The 24,023-nt window shown below is 63.9% G+C and carries 24 protein-coding genes; 14 read left to right on the plus strand and 10 right to left on the minus strand.

Going from position 1 to position 24,023, the window contains the following annotated elements:
• Positions 1–65: 65 nt before the first annotated feature.
• Positions 66–2,219 (plus strand): NAD-dependent DNA ligase LigA, encoded by a 2,154-nt coding sequence (gene ligA / locus BBX50_RS10390; RefSeq protein WP_065775221.1) that lies wholly within the window; start codon positions 66–68, stop codon positions 2,217–2,219.
• A gap of 21 nt (positions 2,220–2,240) precedes the next feature.
• Here the strand turns inward: ligA and BBX50_RS10395 are convergent, their stop codons facing one another.
• The 5 genes from BBX50_RS10395 to BBX50_RS10415 form a co-directional block, all read right to left on the minus strand.
• Positions 2,241–2,840, minus strand: coding sequence for a methyltransferase domain-containing protein (locus BBX50_RS10395; protein ID WP_083213616.1), 600 nt, complete (start codon positions 2,838–2,840; stop codon positions 2,241–2,243).
• Positions 2,837–3,805, minus strand: coding sequence for an oxidoreductase (locus BBX50_RS10400; protein ID WP_065775223.1), 969 nt, complete (start codon positions 3,803–3,805; stop codon positions 2,837–2,839). The genes BBX50_RS10395 and BBX50_RS10400 overlap by 4 nt, the downstream gene beginning before the upstream one ends.
• 58 nt (positions 3,806–3,863) lie before the next feature.
• On the minus strand, positions 3,864–4,430 hold the full coding sequence (locus BBX50_RS10405; RefSeq protein WP_065775444.1) for a TetR/AcrR family transcriptional regulator: 567 nt from the start codon (positions 4,428–4,430) through the stop codon (positions 3,864–3,866).
• A 223-nt stretch (positions 4,431–4,653) separates the two neighbouring features.
• A complete protein-coding gene (locus tag BBX50_RS10410) occupies positions 4,654–5,061 on the minus strand; it encodes a VOC family protein (protein WP_065775224.1) in 408 nt (135 codons plus the stop codon).
• 218 nt (positions 5,062–5,279) lie between these two features.
• Positions 5,280–6,209 carry a LysR family transcriptional regulator gene (locus tag BBX50_RS10415; protein ID WP_065775225.1) on the minus strand — a complete coding sequence of 310 codons (930 nt, stop codon included), beginning with the start codon at positions 6,207–6,209 and terminating at the stop codon, positions 5,280–5,282.
• 107 nt (positions 6,210–6,316) lie between these two features.
• Between BBX50_RS10415 and BBX50_RS10420 the strand changes: the two genes are divergently transcribed.
• The 4 genes from BBX50_RS10420 (at position 6,317) to BBX50_RS10435 (ending at position 8,913) form a co-directional block, all read left to right on the plus strand.
• Entirely contained in the window at positions 6,317–7,069 is a 753-nt protein-coding gene (locus BBX50_RS10420) for an SDR family oxidoreductase (protein WP_065775445.1), read from the plus strand.
• Positions 6,963–7,793: an NAD(P)-binding domain-containing protein gene (locus tag BBX50_RS10425; protein ID WP_083213617.1), complete on the plus strand. Its 831-nt coding sequence runs from the start codon at positions 6,963–6,965 to the stop codon at positions 7,791–7,793. The genes BBX50_RS10420 and BBX50_RS10425 overlap by 107 nt, the downstream gene beginning before the upstream one ends.
• 71 nt (positions 7,794–7,864) lie before the next feature.
• Positions 7,865–8,137 carry a LysR substrate-binding domain-containing protein gene (locus BBX50_RS10430; RefSeq protein ID WP_065792017.1) on the plus strand — a complete coding sequence of 91 codons (273 nt, stop codon included), beginning with the start codon at positions 7,865–7,867 and terminating at the stop codon, positions 8,135–8,137.
• A gap of 191 nt (positions 8,138–8,328) precedes the next feature.
• Positions 8,329–8,913, plus strand: coding sequence for a hypothetical protein (locus tag BBX50_RS10435; RefSeq protein WP_065775228.1), 585 nt, complete (start codon positions 8,329–8,331; stop codon positions 8,911–8,913).
• Between the two features lie 146 nt (positions 8,914–9,059).
• Here BBX50_RS10435 and BBX50_RS10440 read toward each other — a convergent pair whose 3' ends face one another.
• Positions 9,060–9,953 carry a LysR family transcriptional regulator gene (locus BBX50_RS10440; protein ID WP_065775229.1) on the minus strand — a complete coding sequence of 298 codons (894 nt, stop codon included), beginning with the start codon at positions 9,951–9,953 and terminating at the stop codon, positions 9,060–9,062.
• 125 nt (positions 9,954–10,078) lie between these two features.
• On the opposite strand from BBX50_RS10440, the gene BBX50_RS10445 reads away from it, so the two are divergent.
• From BBX50_RS10445 to BBX50_RS10480, 8 genes are all read left to right on the plus strand, one after another.
• Positions 10,079–10,483, plus strand: a complete 405-nt coding sequence (locus BBX50_RS10445) for a cupin domain-containing protein (RefSeq protein WP_065775230.1) — start codon at positions 10,079–10,081, stop codon at positions 10,481–10,483.
• Between the two features lie 23 nt (positions 10,484–10,506).
• On the plus strand, positions 10,507–11,967 hold the full coding sequence (locus tag BBX50_RS10450) for an MFS transporter (RefSeq protein WP_201723465.1): 1,461 nt from the start codon (positions 10,507–10,509) through the stop codon (positions 11,965–11,967).
• A 12-nt stretch (positions 11,968–11,979) separates the two neighbouring features.
• Entirely contained in the window at positions 11,980–12,957 is a 978-nt protein-coding gene (locus tag BBX50_RS10455; RefSeq protein WP_065775232.1) for an aldo/keto reductase, read from the plus strand.
• A gap of 341 nt (positions 12,958–13,298) precedes the next feature.
• Complete coding sequence (gene panC / locus BBX50_RS10460; protein ID WP_065775233.1) at positions 13,299–14,174, plus strand: pantoate--beta-alanine ligase; 876 nt, start codon at positions 13,299–13,301, stop codon at positions 14,172–14,174.
• A 1-nt stretch (position 14,175) separates the two neighbouring features.
• Entirely contained in the window at positions 14,176–14,997 is an 822-nt protein-coding gene (panB, locus tag BBX50_RS10465; RefSeq protein ID WP_065775234.1) for a 3-methyl-2-oxobutanoate hydroxymethyltransferase, read from the plus strand.
• A 212-nt stretch (positions 14,998–15,209) separates the two neighbouring features.
• Positions 15,210–15,926 (plus strand): AzlC family ABC transporter permease, encoded by a 717-nt coding sequence (locus tag BBX50_RS10470; protein ID WP_065775235.1) that lies wholly within the window; start codon positions 15,210–15,212, stop codon positions 15,924–15,926.
• A 2-nt stretch (positions 15,927–15,928) separates the two neighbouring features.
• Positions 15,929–16,243 (plus strand): AzlD family protein, encoded by a 315-nt coding sequence (locus BBX50_RS10475; RefSeq protein ID WP_065775236.1) that lies wholly within the window; start codon positions 15,929–15,931, stop codon positions 16,241–16,243.
• Positions 16,244–16,429: 186 nt separating this feature from the next.
• Complete coding sequence (locus tag BBX50_RS10480; protein ID WP_065775237.1) at positions 16,430–16,669, plus strand: hypothetical protein; 240 nt, start codon at positions 16,430–16,432, stop codon at positions 16,667–16,669.
• A 120-nt stretch (positions 16,670–16,789) separates the two neighbouring features.
• Here the strand turns inward: BBX50_RS10480 and BBX50_RS10485 are convergent, their stop codons facing one another.
• The 4 genes from BBX50_RS10485 to BBX50_RS30445 form a co-directional block, all read right to left on the minus strand.
• Positions 16,790–18,625, minus strand: a complete 1,836-nt coding sequence (locus tag BBX50_RS10485) for an aminopeptidase P family protein (protein ID WP_065775238.1) — start codon at positions 18,623–18,625, stop codon at positions 16,790–16,792.
• A gap of 783 nt (positions 18,626–19,408) precedes the next feature.
• Positions 19,409–20,284 carry a 50S ribosomal protein L11 methyltransferase gene (locus BBX50_RS10490; RefSeq protein ID WP_065775239.1) on the minus strand — a complete coding sequence of 292 codons (876 nt, stop codon included), beginning with the start codon at positions 20,282–20,284 and terminating at the stop codon, positions 19,409–19,411.
• Positions 20,285–20,444: 160 nt separating this feature from the next.
• Positions 20,445–21,044 (minus strand): SCO family protein, encoded by a 600-nt coding sequence (locus BBX50_RS10495; RefSeq protein WP_065775240.1) that lies wholly within the window; start codon positions 21,042–21,044, stop codon positions 20,445–20,447.
• Positions 21,045–21,394: 350 nt separating this feature from the next.
• Complete coding sequence (locus BBX50_RS30445; protein WP_201723466.1) at positions 21,395–21,553, minus strand: hypothetical protein; 159 nt, start codon at positions 21,551–21,553, stop codon at positions 21,395–21,397.
• Positions 21,554–21,922: 369 nt separating this feature from the next.
• Between BBX50_RS30445 and BBX50_RS10500 the strand changes: the two genes are divergently transcribed.
• Complete coding sequence (locus BBX50_RS10500; RefSeq protein ID WP_065775241.1) at positions 21,923–24,022, plus strand: HAMP domain-containing methyl-accepting chemotaxis protein; 2,100 nt, start codon at positions 21,923–21,925, stop codon at positions 24,020–24,022.
• Position 24,023 lies beyond the last annotated feature (1 nt).

Raw genomic sequence — 24,023 nt, forward strand, 5'->3', positions numbered from 1 at the left:
CCGGACGGTCTTTTCTTTCCCACTGGTTGCTCTACAAAACGACTCCGAATCCGGAGTCTTCGCGTATGTCCAATGAACTGAAACCCGTCGAGAACCTCACCGAAGCGGAAGCGGCAGCGGAGCTCGCCTTTCTCGCCGCCGAGCTCGCCCGTCACGATGCGCTTTACCACGGGCAGGACGCGCCGGAGGTCTCGGACGCGGACTACGACGCACTCAAGCGGCGCAACGACGCGATCGAAGTGCGCTTTCCGGCGCTCGTGCGCGAGGACAGTCCTTCGAAGAAGGTGGGTGCAGCACCCTCCGTAACCTTCCAGCCGGTCGTCCATGCCCGGCCGATGCTGTCGCTCGACAACACTTTTTCTGACGAGGACGCGCGCGATTTTGTCGCCTCCGTCTACCGTTTCCTCGGGCAGTTGCCGGACAATTCGATCGCGTTTACCGCCGAGCCGAAAATCGACGGCCTGTCGATGTCGCTGCGCTACGAGAACCGTCGGCTGGTCACGGCGGCAACGCGCGGCGACGGCACGACCGGTGAAAACGTCACCGCCAATATCCGCACGATCGGCATGATCCCGCAGACGCTGCCGGCCGGTGCGCCCGATATCGTCGAGGTGCGCGGCGAAATCTACATGGCGAAATCGGACTTTGCCGCGCTCAACGCCGAGATGGCGGCACAGGGCAAGCCGCTCTATGTCAACCCGCGCAACACCGCTTCGGGGTCGCTTCGCCAGCTCGACGCCAAGGTGACGGCGGGCCGCAAGCTGCGCTTCTTCGCCTATGCCTGGGGCGAGATATCGCAGATGCCGGCCGATACCCAGCTGGGCATGGTCGAGGTGTTCAAGGCCTGGGGATTCCCGGTCAACCCGCTGATGCAGCGGCTGACATCTGCCGATGCGCTGCTGGAGCACTACCACCACATCGAGCGCGAACGGCCGGACCTCGATTACGATATCGACGGCGTCGTCTACAAGGTTGACCGGCTCGACCTGCAGGCCCGTCTCGGCTTCCGCTCGCGCTCGCCGCGCTGGGCGACGGCGCACAAGTTCCCGGCCGAGCAGGCGTTTACCCGGCTGACGGCCATCGACATCCAGGTGGGCCGCACGGGCGCGCTGACGCCGGTGGCGCGGCTGGAGCCGATCACGGTCGGCGGCGTTGTCGTCACCAATGCGACGCTGCACAACGAGGATTATATCAAGGGCCTCGGCAATTCGGGTGAGGCGATCCGCGAGGGCCGCGACATCCGCATCGGCGACATGGTGATCGTCCAGCGCGCCGGCGACGTCATCCCCCAGATCGTCGACGTGGTGATGGACGAACGCAAGGAGGGGAGCGAACCTTATCGTTTCCCGACCACGTGCCCGGTCTGCGACAGCCATGCGGTGCGCGACATCAACGAGAAGACCGGCAAGGTCGATGCGGTGCGCCGCTGCACCGGCGGCTTCGTCTGCCGCGCGCAGGCGGTCGAGCACCTGAAGCACTTCGTCTCGCGCAATGCCTATGACATCGAGGGCCTCGGCTCCAAGCAGATTGAGTTCTTCTTCGAAAGCGAGGACCCGACGCTTTCGATCCGCACGGCGCCCGATATCTTCACGCTGGAGAAGCGCCAGGCGGATTCCTTGACCAAGCTCGAAAACATCGACGGCTTCGGCCGGGTCAGCGTGCGCAAGCTCTATGAGGCGATCAACACGCGCCGCTTGATCGCGCTTCACCGCTTCATCTACGCGCTCGGTATCCGCCATGTCGGCGAGACGACGGCGAAGCTCTTGGCGCGTTCCTACGGCAACTACGAGCACTTTGGTTCGGCGATGAGTGAGGCGGCGATGTTTTCGGGCGACGCCTGGAACGAGCTCAACAGCATCGACGGCATCGGCGAGGTCGTCGCCCGCGCCATCGTCGAGTTTTACAAGGAGCCGCGCAACCTCGAAGTGGTCACCCGCCTGCTTTCCGAAGTGACGCCGGAAGCGGCGGAAGCGCCGGTTGCAAGCGACAGCCCGGTTGCCGGCAAGACCGTCGTCTTTACCGGTTCTCTCGAAAAGATGACGCGTGACGAGGCCAAGGCCAAGGCAGAAAGCCTTGGCGCCAAGGTGGCCGGCTCGGTGTCGAAGAAGACCGATATCGTCGTTGCCGGCCCCGGCGCCGGCTCCAAGCTCGACAAGGCCCGCGAACTCGGCGTTGAGACCATGGACGAGGACGAATGGCTGGCGCTGATCGGCGGGTAGCGGCTTCGTCTCGGCTTTGGATCAGTGGCCATGGAGGTCGCGCGGCATCCTGCGGCCGATGCGGTAGACGGCCGCCGGGGGAAGATTGCGCATGGTTCCGCCCGTGCGCTCGGCCTCGAGCCCCAACCGATCGAGCATGGAGCTTGGCACCGGGCAGCGTGGGCCATAGGTGAACTGATAGAAGCTTCCTTCGGGCCGCAGCCGGGTGAACGCGCCCGACAGAATGGCCATGACTTTGCGCGGCGGTAGGGAGAGCAGCGGCAAGCCGCTGACGACGGCGCCGAATGGCTTTGAAAACAAAGCATTGTTGGCGATTTGCGCCGCATCCATGCACAGCACCGTGGCCTTGGGAAAGCGGCTTTGCAGGACACGCGCGAAGTCCGGGCCGAACTCGACCAGCGTGAGCTCGCTTTCCGGGATCCCGCGATCGAGGAGCGCCCTGGTGAAGACGCCGGTGCCCGGGCCCAACTCGAGAACGGGCCCATCCATCGGAACGATATCTTTCGTCATGAGACGGGAGAGCGCTGGACTCGATGGGGCGATTGCAGCGACGCGGAGCGGCGCGGCCGCCCACGAGCGTAGGAAGCTGAGGTGATCAGAGCATTCGGAGCCGGCCATCAGCGCGCACCCTCGGTCTGGCGCATATCGCTCGGCTGCGTGAATTTTACCCCGGTAAGCTCTTCGGACACGTTCCAGAGGCGTGCGGCGACCGACTGGTCACGGGCAGCCTTTGCGACGCTCGCGACGCCGACGGGGCCCTTGAGCTCAAACAGCCCGGTTGGCCCGTAATACCCGCCGGGAACGGCCTGGTCCGCCGTTGCTGCAAGAAGCGTCGGCAAGGCGCCGGCTGCGGCCGATTGCGAAAGCAGCGGTTCCAGCACGTTCATGAGCCGTTCCATAAGCGAAGGACCTTTGCGCCCCAACTGTGGTCCGGAGCTCTGAAGGTCGGTGCGCGCGTAGCCGGGATGCGCGGCATCGCTCAAAATCCCCCAGCCGCCAGCGTCGCTGCGCCGCTGGAGCTCAAAGGTGAACATCAGCATGGCCAGCTTCGACTGGGCGTAAGCCCCAAAGGGACTGTAGTGGTCTCTCCATTGCAGATCGTCAAAATGGATCGCTGCCCGCATCTTGTGAACGCCGCTGCTCAGGTTGACCACGCGCGGCGCGTTTGCCCTGCGGAGTGCCGGCAGCAGTTGCGCTGTCAGGGCGAAATGGCTGAGGTAATTGGTGCCGAACTGGAGTTCGAACCTGTCTTTCGTCTCGTGTCGCGTGGGCGGGAACATCACCCCGGCATTGTTGATCAGTACGTCCAGCGGACGCTCCTGCGCCAAGAAAGAGCCAGCGAACCGCTCGACGGAGCTGAGGTCGGCGAGATCAAGATCGGCGTATCGGATGTTCGCCTGCGGCGTTTCGGCCTTGATCCGGGCAAGGGCGTTCGCGCCCTTGCCGGCGTTGCGGCCGGTCAGCACGACCTCGGCGCCTGCCGTGGCGAGGGCGGACGCGGTCTCAAAGCCGAGGCCGCCGGTGGCCCCTGTTACGACTATGAGGCGTCCCTCCTGTGAGGGGATGTCGTTTCTGGTCCAGTTCATCTATCTATCCTCTTTTAAAGAGCGTGTACTCACTCATTTTATGATCAAGCCACTATCGTTACGCAACGCCGGTCCAAAAGGCCTGAAAGCCGAGCTGCTTGAACTCCTCCATCCGTTCGGGCTGCCGTGCGACGAAATCCAGCGTCACCTCGGCGATGGCCTCCATCACGCCGGCGAGGAAAGCCGCCGGCTGTTCCCGTAACGCGCCTGAGGACAGGCTTTTGTCGAAGAGTTGCTGGATGTCCTCGAACGCGCGCGCACCCGCTACGCGGCTCTGCTCGAGGACGCGGTCGGAAACCACCAATTGGCGCATGGCCTTGCGGCGTGCCGGGTGCTTTGCGCCCCACTCGATGTAACGATCCCAGACATGACGCCACTGAGTGCGGTGGTCGGCATCACTCCGATAGCCGGCGAGCATTTCTTCCGCGATTTCACGCTTCAGTTCCAGGTAGAGCTCGTTGAGCAGGGCGTCCTTGTTTGGGAAGTAGATAAAGAGCGTGCCTTCGGCCACGCCTGCGCCCTTGGCGATGCGTGCGGTGGGGGCGCCTAGCCCCAGCTCGGCCATCGTGTTGATCGCCGATTCAAGTATCGCCTGTCGCTTTTCTTCACTGAGGGGACGCGCCATCGATTTCACCATTGCCTAAGTAATCACTCATTTATGTGGGTGATGACCGTCTGTCAAGAGGTGCAGGCGTTGGGTTCTGAGTAGGCTAGGCTCAGGCGAGTGTCCGAGGCCCATCGGGGGAGGCTCGCGTCTGCGTGAGTTGTGTTCTCAAAAAGTCAGAGCCCGGGCGAAAAAGAGCCGCCCGGAAATCCGGGCGGCTCCTGTTATCTGTAGCCGTCGGCGATCAGCCCTGCTGTTGAGCGGCTTCCTGGTCCATCCACATGAACTCCCAGACGTGGCCGTCGAGGTCCTGGAAGGAGATGCCGTACATGAAGCCGTAGTCGAGCGCCGGCTTCCACGGCTTGGCGCCGGCGGCGAGCGCCTTGGCGAGCATGTCGTTGACTTCGGCGCGGCTCCCCGCGGAAAGGGCGGTGATGACCTCCGTGCCCTTCCTGGCGTCGCTGATCTCGCCGGTGATGAAGTCGCGGAACTTCGGTTCCGTCAACAGCATGACGAAAATGTTGTCCGAGATCACCGTGCAGGCGGCGGTGTCGTCGGAGAACTGCTCGTTGAAGGTGAAGCCCAGTGCGGCGAAGAACGCGCGCGAGGCCTTCAGATCCTTGACCGGCAGGTTTACGAAAATCATGCGCATGAAATGCTCCTTGGAATGGATTTTCTGTTTTACAGATCAGCTCATTTCATCGATCGAATGAGCCAACTCCCTGAAATTACGCAACTCCGGGCTAGGCCGTTTTACGTTTCTCCTGGAATTGCACAAAGGACGAATGCCGGTCGACGATCCCGACACCGGCTCAAATATTTTTTTGAGCCGGGTTGATGTGGGGCGCAACCGCAGGTTTTCAAGCGGCGTCAACCTAGGCTGCCGGCGAAACGTTCGGCGAGGCGTTCGCGGCGGAAATGCTCGGCGACGAAGTCGACGAAGGCACGGGTCTTGGCCGGCAGCAGCGTGCGGCTCGAATAGTAGATAGAGATCGGCCCGGCATCGGCGTACCACTTGGGCACCAGGCGGCGCAGGGCGCCGGAAGCGAGGTACGGCAGCGCGTCCGGTACCGTGATGAGAGTGACGCCGAGGCCGAGGATTGCAGCCTCGCGCATGGCGGCAGGGTCGTTGACGGCGATCGTCTCCTTCGGTGTCGCCGCCATTTCTTCGCCCGCCGCGTTGCGCATTGTCCAGTGACGGATCCGCCCGCTCTGGCTCGAGCGCATGACGATGCCGTCGAGTACGGCAAGACCCTCGGGATCGAGCGGTATCGGCCGGCTTTCCATGTAAGCGGGGGAGGCGACGGCGATGATATGGGCGGGCGCCAGCACTCGCGAGACGATGCCCGGCGAAAGCTCGAAGCCGCCGCCGATCGCCGCATCGAAGCCTTCGGCGACGAGGTCCACCTGGCGATTGTCGAACTGCCAGTCGATGCGGATCGCCGGAAATTTTTTGAGAAAGGCCGGCAGCAGAGGCAGGATATGGGCGGTGCCGAAGGTCGGACTGAGGCTGACCTTGAGCACGCCGGCCGGCGCGCCTTTGTCGCCGGCGATGGCTGCGATCGCGCTTTGCAGCCCGTCGAGATTGTCCCGGATCGCCGCAAGGAAGCGTTCGCCTTCCTCCGTCAGCGTCAGCTTGCGGGTCGAGCGGTGAAACAGCCTGACACCGAGATTGCGCTCGAGCATTGCGACGTTGCGGCTGACCGCCGCTGGCGTCAGACCCAGCCGGCGCGCTGCGCCGGAGAAGCCGGCATGTTCGGCGCTGCGCACGAAGGATTCGAGATTGGCGAGCGTTTCCATGGCGATATTCAAGTGATCGTTGAAGATGATGAAAGCGATTGCGGACTTATGCTAGCGGAATGAAATGGCAATATCCACTCCATCGAAACGCATTGGAGTGAATGTTCATGTCTGAGACCACAAAATCCCTCGCCGGCAAGGCTGCCCTCGTCACCGGCGGCTCGCGCTCGATCGGTGCCGCGGTTGCCAAGCGCCTGGCAAAAGACGGCGCTGCCGTCGCCATCACCTATCACGGCTCGCCTGACAAGGCGGCGGCGGTCGTTGCCGAAATCGAGACCGCAGGTGGCCGGGCGGTGGCGATCAAGGCGGATGCCGGCGATGCTGCCGCCGTGCGTGCCGCCGTTGCCGAGACGGTCAAGCTTTTCGGCAGCGTCGACATCCTCGTCAACAATGCCGGCATCGCGCTTGGGGGGCCGATCGATGAGATCACCGAAGCCGACTATGCCAGGATGATCGCCGTCAACGTCACCGGCGTCTTCGTCGCAACGCAGGAGGCGGTGCGCAGCATGAAGCCGGGCGGCCGCATCATTCACATCGGCTCTTCCATGGTGCGCTATGCGGCTTTCCCGACGGCCTCGCTCTACACGCTGACCAAGGGGGCCGTCGCTGGCTTCAACCGCAGCCTGGTGCGCGACCTCGGCCCGCGCGGCATCACCGTCAATACGGTTCATCCCGGCCCGACCGACACCGACATGAACCCGGATGGCGGGCCGGTCTCGAAGATCGTCGGCCCCGGCATGGCGATCGGCCGCTATGGCAGGCCGGAGGAGATCGCGAGCGTCGTTGCCTATCTCGCCAGCCCGGAAGCCGCCTTCGTCACCGGTGCCGACATTGTCGCCGACGGCGGCTTTACCGCCTGACCGGGCGCAGTCGAACCGAGCCCACGATCCGCCGGTCGGCGGATCAGCACACGTCCAGTTCCAATCAGCGTCATGGCTTTCGCCGAACGAGAGGCGGGCCGGCGCAACGACAAGGAGACCCAACATGTCTATCGGTATCATCGGCTCCGGCAACATCGGCGCAGCCTTCGCCCGGGCGCTTGCCAAAGCCAACATTCCCGCTGTCATCGCCAACAGCCGCGGGCCGGAAAGCCTGAAAGCGCTGACCGATGAGCTCGGCCCCTTCATCACCGCCGGGACGCGTGAAGAGGCGGCGAGCGCCGACATTGTGCTCGTCGCCGTCAACTGGTCGAAGCTGCCGCCGGCGCTTGCGGGCTTGCCCGCCTGGAACGGCCGCATCGTCATCGATGCCAACAACCCGATCGAGGCGCCGCTGTTCAAGCCGGCCGAGCTTGGCGGCCGCCTGTCGAGCGAGATCTTTGCCGATCTTGTGCCTGGCGCCCGCGTCGTCAAGGCCTTCAACCACCTGCAGGCGCATCTCGTTTCCGGCGATCCACAAGCCGAAGGCGGTCGACGTGTGCTGTTCATCTCCGGTGACGACGCTGCTGCGAAGGGGGAGGTGGCCCGGTTGATCGACCGCCTCGGTTTCTTCGGCCTCGACCTTGGTCCGCTCTCGGTTGGTGGGAGCCTCGCACAGTTCCCCGGCGGCCCGCTGCCGACGCTCAACCTCGTCAGGTTCGGGTGAGATTGGCGACCGGATGGCGACGCCGCTCAGCGTCGCCATGGGCCCTCAGGCTGCAGCGGCCGATCTTGCCGGTGATCACACTGCCGACCGGTCCCTCCTTCGATGATACGGGACTTCTTCAGCAGGCGGCGCTTGCCGGTCTGGGCGCCGGCTTGCTGCCGGCGGCCATGGTGGCGCTGGATATCGAGGCGGACCGCCTGGTGCAACTGGCAAGCGAAACGCATATCGAGGCCTTTGCCCTTGTCTATCCGGAAACGAATGCCGGCCAGCCAACGATCGCGGCGTTTCGGGATTGGGTGCTCGATGCTGCTCGGTCGAGCCGGCACGCAGGACCACAGGATTGAGCGGCGCCTCGGCTTTTCTGCTTGCTTTCTGTCGGCGACCACCTAGTGGCCTATCGGGCGATGCAGTCCCGGCACTGAGTCAGTGGGCCGTGCGCATCGTGGTCGGTGCATCGCCAGTGAATTCCACGTTGATACGCTGCAAAATCTAAGGTTGAATTCCAAGGATCAATCGGAGGCCGACGGGAGAGAAAATGAACTTGGCAGCGTGGCACTATTTTTTGGCCCTTGAGCGGGATTTGATCAGAACGCTGGATTACGTTGAGCTGCATCCCGACAACGCTGACGCATTCTCCAACGAGTATGCGAAGCTCCTACTGCTTGTTGGAAGTGAAGTAGACGTAGTTGCGAAACAACTGTGCAGGACCGTTCCGGGCGGTGACAATGCCAATAATATCCTCGGCTATCAGCAGGCTTTGACAGCGGCATTTCCCGGCATCTATTCCGTCGACATCAACATTTCGAGATACTCGATGTCATTCAAGCCGTGGCAGGCTTGGGAAGAGGAGTCGAATTCGCCGACATGGTGGAAGGCCTACAACGAAGTTAAGCATGAGCGAAATTCGAACTATCGCGTCGCCAATCAGGGAAATGTAGCTACAGCCTTCTGCGGGCTCCTCGTTCTGCTAATGTACCACTTCCGGAAGTATGAACTCCAGCCGTATCCGCAGTTGCTTGAGAGAGGTTTCCCGGACAGTCTCGTCGTCGGAGGAAACCACGACCTCCCAGGGCTCAACTATACCCATGAGGGCGCGTTTGCAGCTTGGGAGCAATCATAGCCGCTCGCCACAGACCATTCTGTCTAGGCGCGAAGACGGTTCGGAAAATATGCTCGCTCAACCAACTTTGTTCTAGGTAGATGCGTCGAGGTCGTGGCGACGTGATGTGCCGAGGAGGCGGGGATAGCTGGCGACTTCTTTCTATCTCACCCCCGATAGCGCAGCGCCTCCACGAGCAGCGCGAAGGCCGGCGAGGACTGGCGGCGGCTCGGGTAATAGAGGTGGTAGCCGGGGAATGGGTCGCACCAGTCTTCGAGCACGCGGATAAGCCGGCCCTCGGCAATGTAAGAGAGCACTGATTCTTCCGGCGCGAAGGCGAGGCCGAAGCCGGAAAGGCAGGCGGTGAGCCGGTGTGACAGCCGGCTGAAGACAAGCTGTCCATCGACGCGAACCTTCAGTTCACGGCCGTCCTTCTCGAATTCCCAGGCATAGATGCCGCCATAGGTCGGAAGTCTGAGGTTGATGCAGCGGTGCTGGGTCAGGTCCTGGGGGGCAACCGGACGCGGGTGTTTCTCGAAGTAACCGGGTGTTCCGACGACCGCCATGCGCATGTCGGGCCCGATGCGCACGGCGATCATGTCCTTGGCGACCTGCTCGCCGAGACGGACGCCGGCGTCATAACGTTCGGCGACGATATCGGTGAGGCCGTAGTCGATGATGATCTCGACCTTGATATCGGGATAGTCGGGCAGGAGCTTTTCGAGCTTCGGCCAGAGCACGGTTTCTGCCGCATGCTCGGCGGTGGTGATGCGGATCGTACCTGCGGGCTTGTCCCTAACCTCGCTCAGCGCCGTCAGCTCGGTTTCCAACTGCTCGAAGTGCGGGACGATGGTGCCGAGCAACCGCTCGCCCGCCTCGGTTGGGGAGACGCTGCGGGTGGTGCGGGTCAACAGGCGCACGCCAAGCCGTGTCTCGAGCGCCCGCATGGTGTGGCTGAGCGCCGATTGCGAAACGCCGAGCTGGGCGGCGGCCCTTGTGAAGCTGCGCTCGCGCGCTACGGCCGCGAAGGCGAGCAGGTCGTTGATGTTCTCACGCAGCATTCATGAATCCTTCTCATAGGTCCATGCCGTTTATACCATCTAATCGCAGGCAGCAGCCATGGCTAGATTGTGCACAGCAACAGGGCAGACGACGGCTCGTCGCGGCCACCCAAGGAGAGGAAGCCATGGAGATCAGGAGAAGCGGGTCGCAGCCTTCGGCCAGGGGGCCTGAGGACTGGTTTACGGGAACGGTGCGCATCGACCCGTTGTTTGCCGTGCGGGAGCCGGCGCGCGCCGCCGGCAACACCGTCACCTTCGAGCCCGGTGCCCGCACGGCCTGGCATACGCATCCGCTCGGCCAGGTGCTGATCGTCGTTTCAGGCTGCGGCCGCGTGCAGCGCGAGGGCGAGCCGATCGAAGAGATCCGGCCGGGCGACGTTGTCTGGTTCGAGTCGGGTGAAAAACACTGGCACGGAGCCGCGCCGACGACCGCCATGACCCATATCGCCATCCAGGAATCGCTCGACGGCAAGGCGGTTGACTGGATGGAAAAGGTGACGGACGCCGAGTACGGCGCCAAGGCGGAGTAGACACGACAATGGACGTCACGTCGGTGAAGAACCATTCAACGCGCAAGGCGGCCGTGCTGGCGATCATCATCGTCAGCTACCTGATGATCGTGCTCGACATCTCGATCGTGATCACCGGCCTGCCGAAAATCCGCGACGAGCTGCAGTTCAGCGATGCCGGGCTTTCCTGGGTGCACAGCGCCTATACGCTCGCCTTTGGCGGCTTCCTGCTGCTGGGCGCGCGGGCGGGTGACATACTCGGACGTCGCCGCATGTTCATTGCCGGGCTTGCCGTTTTCACGGCCGCCTCCGCGGTCATCGGGCTCGCGCCGTCGCCGGCGTGGCTGCTGGCCGCCCGCGCCGTGCAAGGCTTCGGCTCGGCCATCCTCGCGCCCGCCACGCTGGCGTTGATCCAGACGCATTTCACCGAAGGACCGGAGCGCACCCGGGCGGTCGCCTATTACAGTTCGGTCGCCGGCATCGGCGCCACCTTCGGCATGGTGCTTGGCGGCCTGCTCGCCGGCTGGCTCAGCTGGCGGGTCGGCTTTTTCATCAACCTGCCGATCGGGATCGCCCTGATGCTGGCGGCGCGCGCTTACGTCGGGGAGACGGAACGGCGCACCGGTGAATTCGACCTCGCCGGCGCGGTGAGTTCGACGCTCGGGATGACCGCGCTCGTCTACGGCATCGTCCGCTCGGCGGAGAAGGGGGCGCACGACCCGCTGACACTATCGGCGCTTGCCTTCGGCCTTCTGCTGCTTGCCGCCTTCGTCGCCATTGAACGGCGCGCCGGGCAGCCGATCATGCCGCTCAGGCTCTTTTCGAGCCGCGAGCGCGTCGGGGCCTATCTGGCGCGCGTGCTTTTCCTGGCGGCGATGATCGGGTTCTTTTTCTTCTTCACCCAATATCTTCAAGGGGTCCTTCACCTCGATCCGCTGGCCTCCGGTCTCGCCTTCATTCCGGCGACACTCACCAATTTCGTCGCGGCGATCTCCGTTCCTCGGCTGACCCCACGGTTCGGCAATCGGCGGCTGCTTGCCTTTGGGCTGGTCGCCGCGCTGATCGGCATGATCTCTATCAGCCAGGTCTCGGCCGAAACGTCCTATCTCTTCGGCATGGCGCCACCCTTGATGCTGATCGGGCTCGGCCAGGGCTTCACCTTGAGCCCGCTGACGGTCGCCGGCATTGCCGGTGTGGCGCCCGGTGACGCGGGGGCGGCCGGCGGCGTCGTTAATGTCGCCCACCAGCTCGGCAATTCGCTCGGCCTCAGTGTGCTCGTCGCCGTCGCAGCCTTCGGTGCGGATGGGCTTGCCGGCAGCCACCTGCTCGCCCATCGGGTCGACAACGTTCTCATCGGCTGCACGGTGCTGCTGGCGCTGGCGCTCGTGGTCGTCGCGCTGGTTGTCCGGCCGCGCGCTGTGACGCGGGTCGAGCTCGTGGCAAAAAGCCGCCCGCTCGCCTGTCAAAATTGCCGCTCGGTTTCCCTCAATCCGGCGGCGTCATAAGGGAGCATGACAATGCAGAAACGTAAGCTAGGAAAAAGCAGCCTCGAAGTCTCGGCGATCGGTTTCGGCTGCATGGGCCTCAGCTACGGCTATGGTCCGGCGACGGACCGTGCCGATGCGATCCGGTTGATCCGCGCAGCCCATGAGCTTGGCGTCACTTTCTTCGACAGCGCCGAGGCCTATACCGGCAACGAGGATCTGGTCGGCGAGGCGCTTGGGCCGATCCGTGATCAGGTGGTTGTCGCCACCAAGTTTGGCTTTGTGAGTGGCGATGTCAGCCAGGGCATGGACAGCCGTCCTGAACGCATCCGCCATGTTGCCGAAACCGCGCTGAAGCGGCTGCGGACCGACCGCATCGATCTCTTCTACCAGCACCGCGTCGATCCGAACGTGCCGATCGAGGACGTCGCCGGCACGGTGAAAGAGCTGATTGCCGAGGGCAAGGTCGGGCATTTCGGCCTGTCGGAGGCGGGCGTCGACTCGATCCGCCGGGCGCATGCGGTGCAGCCGGTGACGGCGCTGCAGAGCGAATATTCGCTCTGGTGGCGGGAGCCGGAGGCGGAAATCCTGCCGCTTCTCGAAGAACTCGGCATCGGGTTCGTGCCCTTCAGTCCGCTCGGCAAGGGTTTTCTGACCGGCGCGATCAACGAGAACACGACCTTCGACAACAGCGATTTCCGCATGATCGTGCCGCGGTTCGCAGCCGACGCGCGCCAGGCCAATCAGGCATTGGTCGATCTGCTCGGCGCCATCGCCGAGCGCAAGGGTGTGACCAAGGCGCAGATCGCGCTCGCCTGGCTGCTCGCGCAAAAGCCCTGGATCGTGCCCATCCCCGGTACGACGAAGCGGCATAGGCTCGAAGAAAACCTGGGGGCGGCAGGCGTCGCGCTCACGCCCGGGGACCTTGGTGAAATCCAGGCGGCGATCTCCGCCGTCGAGGTGCAAGGCGCCCGCTATCCGCAGCATCTGCAACAGCGGGTTGGCCGCTGAGCCAGCCTCGATAGTCACCAAGCCATCGGGCGGGCCGTGCGGCCGATGGCTAACTATTGGCGCCGGCCCTGCCGGGTGTGGCAGGTTTTCTTTTGCTCTCCAGCGTGGGTTGCACCCGTGCGGGTTGAGCACCGTGAGAGGCCGCCTGTGGAAGTCAGGCGTGCTGTCGGCGTCATCAAGCTGTCATCAATCCGATTGTTTTTTTGCGCTGCACAAGATAGAGCTTTGCAGCCGAATTTTGTGCAAATGCCCGCTGGCGGAGCAGGTTTGTCGCCATGCCGCAGGGCAGGGCGTCACCATCCTTAAGGGTGGGGCGCCGTCGCGGATTGGAGGGTCCGGAGATGAAGACTTTCACCACCATCGCCGAGCTGCGCGCGGCCCTTGCCGAACACAGGCGGGCGGGCAAGACCGTCGGCTTCGTGCCGACCATGGGCTACCTGCATGTCGGCCATATGGAGCTGATGCGCCGGGCGCGTGAGGAAAACGACATCGTCGTCGCCAGCATCTTCGTCAACCCGCTGCAGTTCGGCGCCAACGAAGATCTCTCCAAGTATCCGCGCGATCTTGCCCGCGATCAGGCGATGCTTGAAGCGGGCAACGTCGACTATCTCTTCGCGCCCGGCGTTTCCGACATGTATCCGCGGCCGATGGAAACAGTCGTCGACGTGCCGACGCTTGGCAGCGAGCTTGAAGGATCGGTCCGCCCCGGCCATTTCGCCGGCGTTGCCACCGTCGTCACCAAGCTCTTCAACATCGTCCAGCCGGACCGCGCCTATTTCGGCGAGAAGGATTTCCAGCAGTTGCAGATCATCCGCCGCATGGTGGACGATCTCGCCCAGCCGGTGACCGTCATCGGCGTGCCGACAGTGCGCGAGGCCGACGGGCTCGCCTGTTCGTCGCGCAATGTCTATCTGACCCCAGAGGAGCGTCGCGCCGCAGCGATCGTGCCCAAGGCATTGGAAGAGGCTGCGCGTCTGGTTGCCTCCGGTATCAGCGATGTGGCCGCGCTCGAAAAGGCCGTCACCGATTATCTCGCGGGCGAGCCATTGGCCAGGCCCGAGGTCGTTGCCGTGCGTGATCCCGAGACGCTCGAAACCATCGAAACGATCGGCGACAGACCGGTACTGCTCTTGCTCTTCGTTCGCTTCGGCACGACCAAGCTGCTCGACAACCGGGTCATCGCGCCGAAGTCCGCGCAATTTGCAAAGGTCGCCTGACATGAGCGTACAGACCGCGAAACGCCGCCTAAGCCCTGCCAACATCGAGGCGCTGAAGGGTGATCGTCCGATCGTCAGCCTCACGGCCTATACGACGCCGATCGCAAGGCTGCTCGATCCGCATGTGGATTTCCTGCTGGTCGGCGATTCGCTCGGCATGGTGCTCTATGGTCTCGATACGACGGTCGGCGTCACGCTCGACATGATGATTGCCCATGGCCAGGCGGTGATGCGCGGCTCGGAGCGCGCCTGTGTCGTCATCGACATGCCCTTCGGCTCCTACCAGGAATCGAAGGAACAGGCGTTCCGCAGTGCCGCGCGCATCCTGAAGGAGACCGGCTGCAGTGCGGTCAAGCTCGAGGGCGGGGCGGAGATGGCCGAGACGGTCGCGTTCCTCGTCAGCCGCGGCATACCGGTGCTCGGCCATGTCGGCTTGATGCCGCAGCTCGTCAACACGACGGGCGGCTATCGCTCCGTTGGCCGCAACGACAAGGAAGTGGCGAAGATCCGCCGCGACGCCAAGGCGATCGACGATGCCGGCGCCTTTGCCATCGTCATCGAGGGGACGGTCGAGCCGGTCGCCCGCGATATCACCGCGGAACTGCGCTCGCCGACCATCGGCATCGGCGCATCGCCCGCCTGCGACGGCCAGATCCTCGTCTCGGATGACATGCTCGGCCTCTTCAACGACTTCAAGCCGCGCTTCGTCAAGCACTTCGCCGAGCTTGCCCCGGCGATCTCCAAGGCTGCCGAGGAGTACGCGGCCGAGGTGAAGGCGCGTACCTTCCCGGGTATCGAGCACACGTTCCAGGCCAAGAAGTAAGGCGGCAGGCCCGCACGAACCTTAAATTCCCCGGGGGCAAAACGCACCGGTTTCCCGGTCGGTGCGCATTTTGTTCAAGCCTTGTTCGGGCAAGGCATCATAAAATTCAATCAATGTATCAGCGCATTTGAATTGTTGCCGAAGGCGCAAGCGCCTATCAGTCCGGCACCGGCCGCACGGCGCTTGCATCGCCTCGGCCGGCGGAGGTTTCCATGACAAAAGACGAATTCTGGGAAGGCGTGCGCGGCGGCTTTCCCATCATGCTCGCGGCATCGCCCTTCGGCGCGCTGTTCGGGGCGCTTGCGGTCGACAACGGCTTTACCATCGCCGATGCGGTGTTCATGAGCGCGACGGTCTATGCCGGCGCCAGCCAGATGGTCGGCATCGAGCTTTTCGGCAATCACGTCCAGCCTTGGCTGGTCGTGCTTTCGGTCTTTGCCGTCAACTTCCGCCACGTGCTCTATTCGGCCTCGATCGCCAAATATGTCCGGCATTTCACCTTCGGGCAGAAGTTCCTCGCCTTTTTCCTGCTGGTCGATCCGCAATATGCCGAGACCGAGAAGCGCGGCGAGCGCGGGCTGGCGATCACGTTTTCCTGGTATCTCGGCTTCGGCCTCGTCATCTACATTCCCTGGATCATCAACACGCTGGTCGGCGCGATCTTCGGGCAGATGATCGGCGACCCCAAGGCGATCGGCCTCGATGTGCTGCTGCCGGTCTATTTCATGGGGCTGGTGATGGGCTTCCGCAAACGCGACCGGTTCCTGCCGATCGTCACGGTTTCCGCGCTTGCGTCGGTCGCCGGCATGCATTTCGTCGGCTCGCCCTGGCATGTGAGCATCGGCGCACTTGCCGGCATCGTGCTTGCCGCCTGCCTGCCGCCGAGCGAGCGGGCAGCCGCACCCACCGGCGTCGAGAAGGAGGCGTGACGATGGATCCGCAACACCTCAACCTCATCTATCTCATCATCGCGGCTGCAGTCGCGACCTTCCTGACGCGCGTCGGCGGCTACATCCTGATCACGCAGATGAAGCAGATCCCGCCGCGGCTGGAGGCCGCACTCAACGCCGTTCCGGCGGCGGTCCTGACGACGCTGGTGGCACCGGCCTTCGTTTATGGCGGGCTCGACGTGACGATCGCGATGTTCGTCGCCTTCGCCATCGCGCTCGGCTTCAACCTCTCGACGCTGCGCATGCTCGTCATCGGCTGGGTGGTGGTGATGCTGATCCGCCACGTGGTGCTGTAGGTTCCTTGCTTCTAGCGGGCGCGCTTCAATGCCGCACGGGCGGCGCGCATCGACTGGCATTGGCGGCGCGTCCCTCGTGGATTATCATCCCTTGCGTACCGGAGAGGTACGGTAGCACCGCAGGTGCTGTCAGACGTGCGACGTCGCTGCAACAACGCAGAGCCTCCCGGCGGTGGAGGAGTAACCATGTTAGCCAGGATCTCGATTGCCCTCCTGCTGGCGCTCGCGCCGGCAGCGGCCTTTGCCAATCAGTGCCCCACCATTATGGCTGCGATCGACGCGGCGATGCCGACTGCGAAACTGTCCGAGGCCGACATGGCCAAGGTCACGGAGTTGCGTAAGAAGGGCGAAGAGCAACACAAGGCGGGCGATCACGCTGCCTCGGAGGCGACGCTCGGCGAAGCCAAGAAGCTGTTGGGAATCTAAGTGCAAAGGCCGGTTTTCCGGTCTATTGCCGCCGTGTGGGCCTCGTCGCCAAGAGGCGGCTGCGGCGCGCAATGCCTGTTGCCCGGGCTCCCAAACAGGAGCCCGGGCAGAGCGCCTGACTCAGCGTGAAAGCGCTGCCGTTGCGGTCTTCAGCCAGTCGCGGGTTTCGTCGCTGGCCAGCAGCGGCATCAGCTTTTCGCGTGTCTCGGCATGGTAGGCGTTGAGCCAGTCGAGCTCCTCATCCGTCAGCAGCGCCGGCAGCACGAGGCGGCGGTCGATCGGGCAGTAGGTGATGGTATCGAAGCCGAGCATCGGCAGGTCGCCGCCGTCGACCATCGTTGCCGGCTGCACCACGATCAGGTTTTCAATGCGGATGCCGAAGGCGCCGGGGCGGTAGTAGCCGGGCTCGTTGGACAGGATCATGCCGGGCAGCAGTTCCTGTGTTGCAAGACGGGCGATGCGCTGCGGGCCTTCATGCACCGAGAGATAGGAGCCGACGCCGTGGCCGGTGCCGTGGGCATAGTCGGCGCCGGCCTTCCAGAGCGCGATGCGGGCCAAGGGGTCGAGATCGACGCCGCGCGAACCCGTGGGGAAACGAGCCGTGCTGATCGCGATCATGCCCTTCAGCACCAGGGTGAAGAAGCGCTTCTGTTCCTCGGGAACTGCGCCGATCGCGACCGTGCGGGTGATGTCGGTGGTGCCGTTGATGTATTGCGCACCGGAATCGATCAGGAACATGGTGCCCGCTTCGATCGCCTGATCGGTGGCGGTGGTGACGCGGTAGTGCATGATCGCCGCATGGGCGCCGGCGCCGGAGATCGTGTCGAAGGAGATGTCCTTCAGCGGGTTCTGCATCCGCTCGCCGACGGTGGCGCGGGCGGCTTCAAGTTGGTTCGTGGCGCCGATCTCGGTGACCGTGCCGGGCTGCTGCCTGTCCAGCCAGGCGAGGAACTCGACCATGGCGGCACCGTCCTGCAGGTGGGCGCGGGTCGAACCGTCGATTTCGGCCTTGTTTTTCTGGGCGCGGGGCAGGCGGGCCGGGTCGACCGCTTCGACCACCTTGCCGCCCTTGGAGCGGATCAGCTCGGAGATGGCAAAGGAGGCGAGATCCGGGTCGATCATTACGGACGTGCCGGCAGCGCCCAGCGCGGCCAAGCGATCGTCGAAAGTCGCGGGCGCGACGATGTCTGCGATCTGGGTGAGATAGGCTTCCTGCTCGATGCCGGTCTTGCGCTTGTCGAGGAAGAGTTCGGCGCGGCCGTCGGCATGGATGATGGCGCGGGCGAGCGGATGCGGCGTGTGCGGCACATCGCTGCCACGGATGTTGAAGGTCCAGGCGACGGAGGAGGGGTCGGTCAGGATGACGGCGCTGGCGCCTGCCTTGTCGAGGCCGGCAGCGATCGTCGCGATCTTGTCCTTGGCAAGCGCACCGGCATGTTCGATGGGCTGAATGGTGACCTTGCCGAGCGGAGCTGCGGGACGGTTCGCCCAGATCCGGTCGAGCGGGTTATGATCGAGGAAGACGAGGGAGCCGCCGATGACGGCCAGCGCCTTTTCCAGCCGGCGCACTTCGGCGCCGGTGTGCAGCCACGGGTCGATGCCGAGCTTGAAGCCTTTGGCCCCATGGTTCTCCAGCCAGAGATGCGGCGGCTCGCCGATGAGATCGCCACCGGTGAAAACGCTGCCGTCGACCTGTTCCTTCAGCTGCGTGACGTAACGTCCGTCGACAAAGACGACCGCTTCACGCTGCGTGATGAGGGCGATGCCGGCCGAACCGGTGAAGCCCGTCAGCCAGGAAAGGCGCTCGGACGAGGCAGGCACATACTCGCCCTGGAATTCGTCGGCGCGCGGCACGAGAAAGCCGTCGATGCCAAGGGCCGCGAAGGAGGCGCGCAGGGCTTCGGTGCGCTCCTTGCCGAATTGCGGCGTGGAGGTGACTTCAAAAGACTGAAACATGGGGGAATTCCGGTAGATTGAGCGGCAAACCGCGGGAAAGATGGCGCCATGTTAGCGGAAATCGCCCTTGCCGGGAAAGAGGCGATATCCTGTAAGCAGCCGTGGCCCACGGTTCTCACAATGCTTGCGGTTGTGGGCCGCCAGGGAGAGCAATTGCTCATTCATCATACATATGCGCTCAGTGCATGGCACCCATGCTCAGAAGTCTCTATCTCTATCGGAATAATAGTTTATAAGCCGCCTCAACGAACACGGACGAACATCCGGTGGTTCAAAAGACTGCGGTTCCGAGAATAGTTGGTCATTCTGTTCTCCTCCTCCCTCAAGGGTGGCCAATTTCGGAACGGTAGACGCCCGCTCGAGCACTCCTCCTCCTCAGGCTCGCGGGCATGGTTGGTCACAAGCCAGCCAGCAGGCGATGCCCCTGGCATCGCCTTTGTTTCGAAAGGCCGCCCGTCATGATAGACGTGGCGGCCTTTTCGTTTTTCCACGATGGTTACACTTGGAGATCTGCCCCTCACCCTAACCCTCTCCCCGCAGGCGGGGCGAGGGGACGTGTCCGATTGCTCGCCCTCAGCGAGGCGCGTTGGCATCCGATGCGGCGGTCGGCACTGACTGGCATGATTGAGTGGGAGAGCGCCGCAAAATCCCTTCGCCCCGCGTGCGGGGAGAAGGTGCCGGCAGGCGGATGAGGGCGCTCTCCTCACCGCGTGGATGAGGTGAGCTCCCCCCACGGCGCGGATGAGGGGCAGCGTCAATAGGGCAGGCGGATAATCCGCGCCCTCACTTCTCCAGATGAATTGTCACCCAGCCATTGCGCCAGATGGTGCGGACATGGCGCAGGTGCTGGCCGTTGTAGTGGGCGAGCACTTTCCAGCGCTGTTCGGCGAGAATGCCCGAGAGGATCACCGAGCCGCCGGGGGCGAGGTTGGCGACGAGTTGTGGCGCCATCTTCATCAAGGGACGTGCGAGGATGTTGGCGATGATGAGGTCGAACGGGCCGTTGGTGCTGAAGGCGGTCGAATGAAAGCCCGGAGCGGTGGCAAAGGTCATGCCGGTGACGACGCCGTTGACCCGGGCGTTTTCCTCGGCGACGCGGGTGGCGATCGGGTCGATGTCGGTGGCAAGCACCGGCACGTGCATGAGCTTCCAGGCGGCGATCGCCAAGACGCCACTGCCGGTGCCGAGATCGAGCACGTTCTTCACGGTGCGGGTGCGCGCGACGGAAGCGAGCACTTCGAGGCAGCCGGCTGTCGTGCCGTGATGGCCGGTGCCGAAGGCCTGGCCGGCATCGATCTCGATGGCGATTTCGCCGGTCTTGACCTTGTCGCGGTCGTGCGAGCCGTGCACGACGAAGCGGCCGGCGCGCACCGGCGCCAGGCCCTCGAGCGATTTGGCGATCCAGTCGATATCCGGCAGCACTTCGCGCTCGATCGGAAGATGGGCGAAGTCTTGGGCAAGCGCGTCGGTGAGGCGTTCGTTCACGCTCTCCTCGTCGGCCGTCATCATGTAGATCGAGGCTTCCCAGACGTCGCGCTTCTCGTCGACTTCCGTCGTGCCGATGGCAAAGTCCTCTTCGCCGAAGATCGCGCTCAAGCGATCGAGCACGGCTTCCGCCTGCTTCTCGGTGGTGGTGACGAAAAGTCTGATCTCGCTCAAGGCCCTGTCCTTCGGCTGGCAAATCCGCCGCCCGCCTCAAGCCGCAAGGGCGGCGCGCCGGGCGGCGGCAATCGTGCGCTGTGCGCTATCACGATTGCTCCACAAAGGCAAAGCGCCGGACAGGGCCGGCGCTTCGAAGTTTTCGCTTGATGGCGAGGGCTCAGCCCTTGGTGAGGTTTTCCAGTTTCTTGACCGCCGTCTCCGGGTTTTCCTCGTAGGCGATCGTGCCGGAGAACTTGCCATTGGCGTCGAGCAGGAACACGGACGCGGTATGGTCCATGGTGTAGTCGCCATCGGGTTTTGCGGCGTCGACCGGCACCTTCTTGGCGTAGACGCGGAAGCCCTTGACCATCTCCAACACCTTGTCGGCCGGGCCGGAAATGCCGGTGATGCGCTTGGAGACGTTGGAGACGTACTGGCCGAGGATTTCCGGCGTGTCGCGCTCGGGATCAACGGTGATGAAATAGGCCTGCAGCTTGTTGCCTTCAGGGTCGACCTTCTCCATCCAGCCGTTCAGCTCGAACAGCGTCGTCGGGCAGACTTCCGGGCAATGGGTGAAGCCGAAGAACAGCGCGGTCGGCTTGCCGGTGAAGGCCTTTTCGGTGATTTCCTTGCCGTCCTGGGCGACGAGCGTGAAGGGAACGCCGAAGGGGCCAGTGGCGGCCTGCTCTTTCGACTGGGTCATCTCATAGGTCAGCCAGCCCAGAATGCCGGCCATGGCGACGACGGCGACCCAGAGGACGATGCGGATGGTTTTCATGCGTGCTACCGATTTCGTTGGGGCCTCAGGCGGCCGTGTCCGGTTGATCGGACGTTGATACCGCCTTCGTGCAGCCTGCGCAAATGGGACAATTGCCGCAGGTTGTGGCGGGGAACCTCTCGTTGCCCGGCTGCCCCTCATCCCGCTGCCGCGACCTTCTCCCCGCAGGCGGGGAGAAGGGGCCTTGTGGCGATCCTTCGCCTTAACAATGAACCCTGGTGCGCCTGCGCCAAAGGTGGAAGAACCGCACGGCGGTGTTTCGCGCGCGCTCGCCCCTTCTCTCCGCAAGCGGCGAGAGGGTTAGTCCTCGGGTTAAACCCGAGGAGAGGGGCAAACCTCCTCGATTGCGGCTAAAAACACCAGGAAAGGCCCGACTGGGCGAGCGCCAGGAACATCTCTGCGCCATTCTCCATCCAGCCGCGGAAGGCCAGCAGCAGGACGACGGCGATCGCGGCCGCAAGGCTTGCGGCGAGGGGAAGGCGGATCGAGCGCTGTGTTTTCGTGTTCATCGCATCATCATAACAGTTCGGACGGAGAGGGGAAGTCGGCCCGTCCGTCGGGCCGACCGTGGCCAGCCATTGGCCTGCCGCTGGAAAAGGGGTCGAAAACCACACCCGACGCGCTGATGGATTGTGCCTGTAAATACCGGGAAAACCGGCGCCTGCAGCAAATATGCGCGATTTCGAAAATAAGGTGGTTTCCCTGGGGATCCGCGAGGCGCCTTAGCGAATGTTTAAGGTCTGTTTGACACTGTTTTTTCACGCGGGAGGAGTGTTCGTGCTCTGACATGACATGAGGTCATCCGGTTTGATCCGCCCGGCTTTCCGTATTGATCGAGGAGGATCCGCTTCGTGCGGGTCCGTGACCATGGACTCCCTATGACTGCCTCATCTGTCTCCCTGAAGCGCAATCTCTCCGTTAGCCAGCGGCTGGCGACGCTTGCCGGTGCAGCCTTCGTTGGCTTTGGCTCGGTGCTCGGGCTCGGCTGGTATGAGGGCGGCCGCGCGAACGACGCCCTGCAGGGGGCGGTCGCGGCGCAGAACGGTCTGATGACGGTCGACGAGATTCGCCTGGCGACGACCAATCTTGTGCTCAACGCCATGGACAGCATCATCGACCGCGATGAAGGCGCGATCCAGCCGGCACGTGCCGCCAGCATTGCCGAGCTTTTAAAGCTGCTCGAAACGAAATCGGCAGACGTCAAGGCGCTCGCCGGCCTGCTTGGCCGCAGCGACGCACTTTCCACCTTCGAGGCCGATGTCGCGGAACTGCGCCAGGCAATCGGCACGGATCTCAAAGCTCTGATCGAAGGCAGGGCGTCTGCCGACGATTTCGGCAAGATCGACGACGCGATCGATGGCGCCGGCGAACGGGTCGCCACGGCGCTGACCAGTCTCTCCGAGGCTGCGACTGGCCTGGTGCAGACACGCGTTGCCGAGGCGCGCACTGTGTCCGACCAGGCGTTCCAGCTTCAGGTGGCGGCCGGGCTTCTGGCCATGGCGACGCTGCTCTATCTTCTCTGGTTCCACGGCAGCACGCTCAGGCGCGGCATCCTCACCTTGCGCGACGGCATGCAGCGGATCCAGAAGGGCGAACTTGCCACCCGGATCGAGGCGCTCGACCGTGGCGACGAAATCGGCGCGATTGCGCGCTCGGTCGATCTGTTCCGTCTGTCGGCGATCGAGAAACAATCGCTCGAACAGAGTGCGGCACTCAGCCGTCGCGAGATCGAGAAGGAACGCGAAGAGCAGCAGAACGAGCGCGAAGAGGCGGTGCGCCGCATCCAGGCGGCAATCGACACCCTCGGCCGCGCCCTGACCCAGCTTGCCGAAGGCGACCTTGCGGTTGCCATCGACCGGCCCTTCGACGGCAATCTCGATCAACTCCGGCAGAACTTCAACCAGACGGTCGAGCGGCTGCGCGTGGTGCTTTCGAGCGTCAAGGAGAACGCGCTTTCGATTGAATCGAACGGCCGGCAGATGCGAACGGCGGCAGACGATCTGGCGCGCCGCACCGAGCGGCAGGCCGCTTCGCTGGAGCAGACTTCTGCAGCGCTCGACGAAATCACCGTGACGGTGCGCACCGCGACCCAGCGCGCCGAAGAGGCAAGCCGCATGGTCGACCAGACCCGTACCAATGCGGAGGAATCCGGGCGCATCGTCGGCGAGGCCATTGCTGCCATGGCGCGCATCGAGGGTGCCTCAAACGAGATCGGCAAGATCATCAACGTCATCGACGAGATCGCCTTCCAGACCAATCTTCTGGCGCTGAACGCCGGCGTCGAGGCGGCCCGCGCCGGCGAGGCCGGCAAGGGTTTTGCCGTGGTGGCGCAGGAAGTGCGCGAACTTGCCCAGCGCGCGGCAGGGGCCGCCAAGGACATCAAGGCGCTCGTCAGCCGTTCCGGCAACGAGGTCGGTAGCGGCGTCAAGCTGGTGCAGGCGACGGGCGAGGCGCTGGGGCGGATCGGCACTGACGTCGCCCGCATCAACGAGCTCATGTCGTCGATCGTCATGGCGGCGCGCGAACAGTCGACAGGCCTCAACGAAATCAGCACGGCCGTCGGCCAGCTCGACCAGATGACGCAGCAGAATGCCGCGATGGTCGAGCAGACCAACGCTTCGAGCCACACGCTGGCGCAGGATGCCGAACGTCTGACGGACCTCGTCGGCCAGTTCCGCGAAGGACATACGATGCAGCGCGCCATGCCCACGTCGGCACCGGCAGCGATGGCGCCGCCGGCAAAGGCGGCCGCCCCGATACAGACGAGAACCCCTTCGGCCTCGGCCGCTCAGCGGCCGGCAGCAAAGGGCACGGACGCGGCGGTGCCGCTGCGCAAGATCGGCGCGGCCAAGATGGCCTCGTTTCCAACTCCATCTCCCGCCAAGGCCCTGATGGGCAAGCTTGCGGGCGCATTCGGCAACAAACCGGGCTCTGTGCCGTCGACGACGGCCTCCGGTGAAAACTGGGAAGAATTCTGAT

The organism is Ensifer sp. LC11, from assembly GCF_001695835.1.
In the GTDB taxonomy this organism is placed as follows: Bacteria; Pseudomonadota; Alphaproteobacteria; order Rhizobiales; family Rhizobiaceae; genus Ensifer.

Excerpts from the sequence above, each read along its gene's own strand:
- ligA (WP_065775221.1), top strand. The coding sequence starts at position 66 with ATGTCCAATGAACTGAAACCCGTCGAGAACCTCACCGAAGCGGAAGCG.
- BBX50_RS10400 (WP_065775223.1), bottom strand. The coding sequence starts at position 3,805 with ATGAACTGGACCAGAAACGACATCCCCTCACAGGAGGGACGCCTCATA.
- BBX50_RS10405 (WP_065775444.1), bottom strand. The coding sequence starts at position 4,430 with ATGGCGCGTCCCCTCAGTGAAGAAAAGCGACAGGCGATACTTGAATCG.
- BBX50_RS10410 (WP_065775224.1), bottom strand. The coding sequence starts at position 5,061 with ATGCGCATGATTTTCGTAAACCTGCCGGTCAAGGATCTGAAGGCCTCG.
- BBX50_RS10415 (WP_065775225.1), bottom strand. The coding sequence starts at position 6,209 with ATGGAAACGCTCGCCAATCTCGAATCCTTCGTGCGCAGCGCCGAACAT.
- BBX50_RS10420 (WP_065775445.1), top strand. The coding sequence starts at position 6,317 with ATGTCTGAGACCACAAAATCCCTCGCCGGCAAGGCTGCCCTCGTCACC.
- BBX50_RS10425 (WP_083213617.1), top strand. The coding sequence starts at position 6,963 with ATGGCAGGCCGGAGGAGATCGCGAGCGTCGTTGCCTATCTCGCCAGCC.
- BBX50_RS10435 (WP_065775228.1), top strand. The coding sequence starts at position 8,329 with ATGAACTTGGCAGCGTGGCACTATTTTTTGGCCCTTGAGCGGGATTTG.
- BBX50_RS10440 (WP_065775229.1), bottom strand. The coding sequence starts at position 9,953 with ATGCTGCGTGAGAACATCAACGACCTGCTCGCCTTCGCGGCCGTAGCG.
- BBX50_RS10445 (WP_065775230.1), top strand. The coding sequence starts at position 10,079 with ATGGAGATCAGGAGAAGCGGGTCGCAGCCTTCGGCCAGGGGGCCTGAG.
- BBX50_RS10455 (WP_065775232.1), top strand. The coding sequence starts at position 11,980 with ATGCAGAAACGTAAGCTAGGAAAAAGCAGCCTCGAAGTCTCGGCGATC.
- panC (WP_065775233.1), top strand. The coding sequence starts at position 13,299 with ATGAAGACTTTCACCACCATCGCCGAGCTGCGCGCGGCCCTTGCCGAA.
- panB (WP_065775234.1), top strand. The coding sequence starts at position 14,176 with ATGAGCGTACAGACCGCGAAACGCCGCCTAAGCCCTGCCAACATCGAG.
- BBX50_RS10470 (WP_065775235.1), top strand. The coding sequence starts at position 15,210 with ATGACAAAAGACGAATTCTGGGAAGGCGTGCGCGGCGGCTTTCCCATC.
- BBX50_RS10475 (WP_065775236.1), top strand. The coding sequence starts at position 15,929 with ATGGATCCGCAACACCTCAACCTCATCTATCTCATCATCGCGGCTGCA.
- BBX50_RS10480 (WP_065775237.1), top strand. The coding sequence starts at position 16,430 with ATGTTAGCCAGGATCTCGATTGCCCTCCTGCTGGCGCTCGCGCCGGCA.
- BBX50_RS10485 (WP_065775238.1), bottom strand. The coding sequence starts at position 18,625 with ATGTTTCAGTCTTTTGAAGTCACCTCCACGCCGCAATTCGGCAAGGAG.
- BBX50_RS10495 (WP_065775240.1), bottom strand. The coding sequence starts at position 21,044 with ATGAAAACCATCCGCATCGTCCTCTGGGTCGCCGTCGTCGCCATGGCC.
- BBX50_RS30445 (WP_201723466.1), bottom strand. The coding sequence starts at position 21,553 with ATGAACACGAAAACACAGCGCTCGATCCGCCTTCCCCTCGCCGCAAGC.
- BBX50_RS10500 (WP_065775241.1), top strand. The coding sequence starts at position 21,923 with ATGACTGCCTCATCTGTCTCCCTGAAGCGCAATCTCTCCGTTAGCCAG.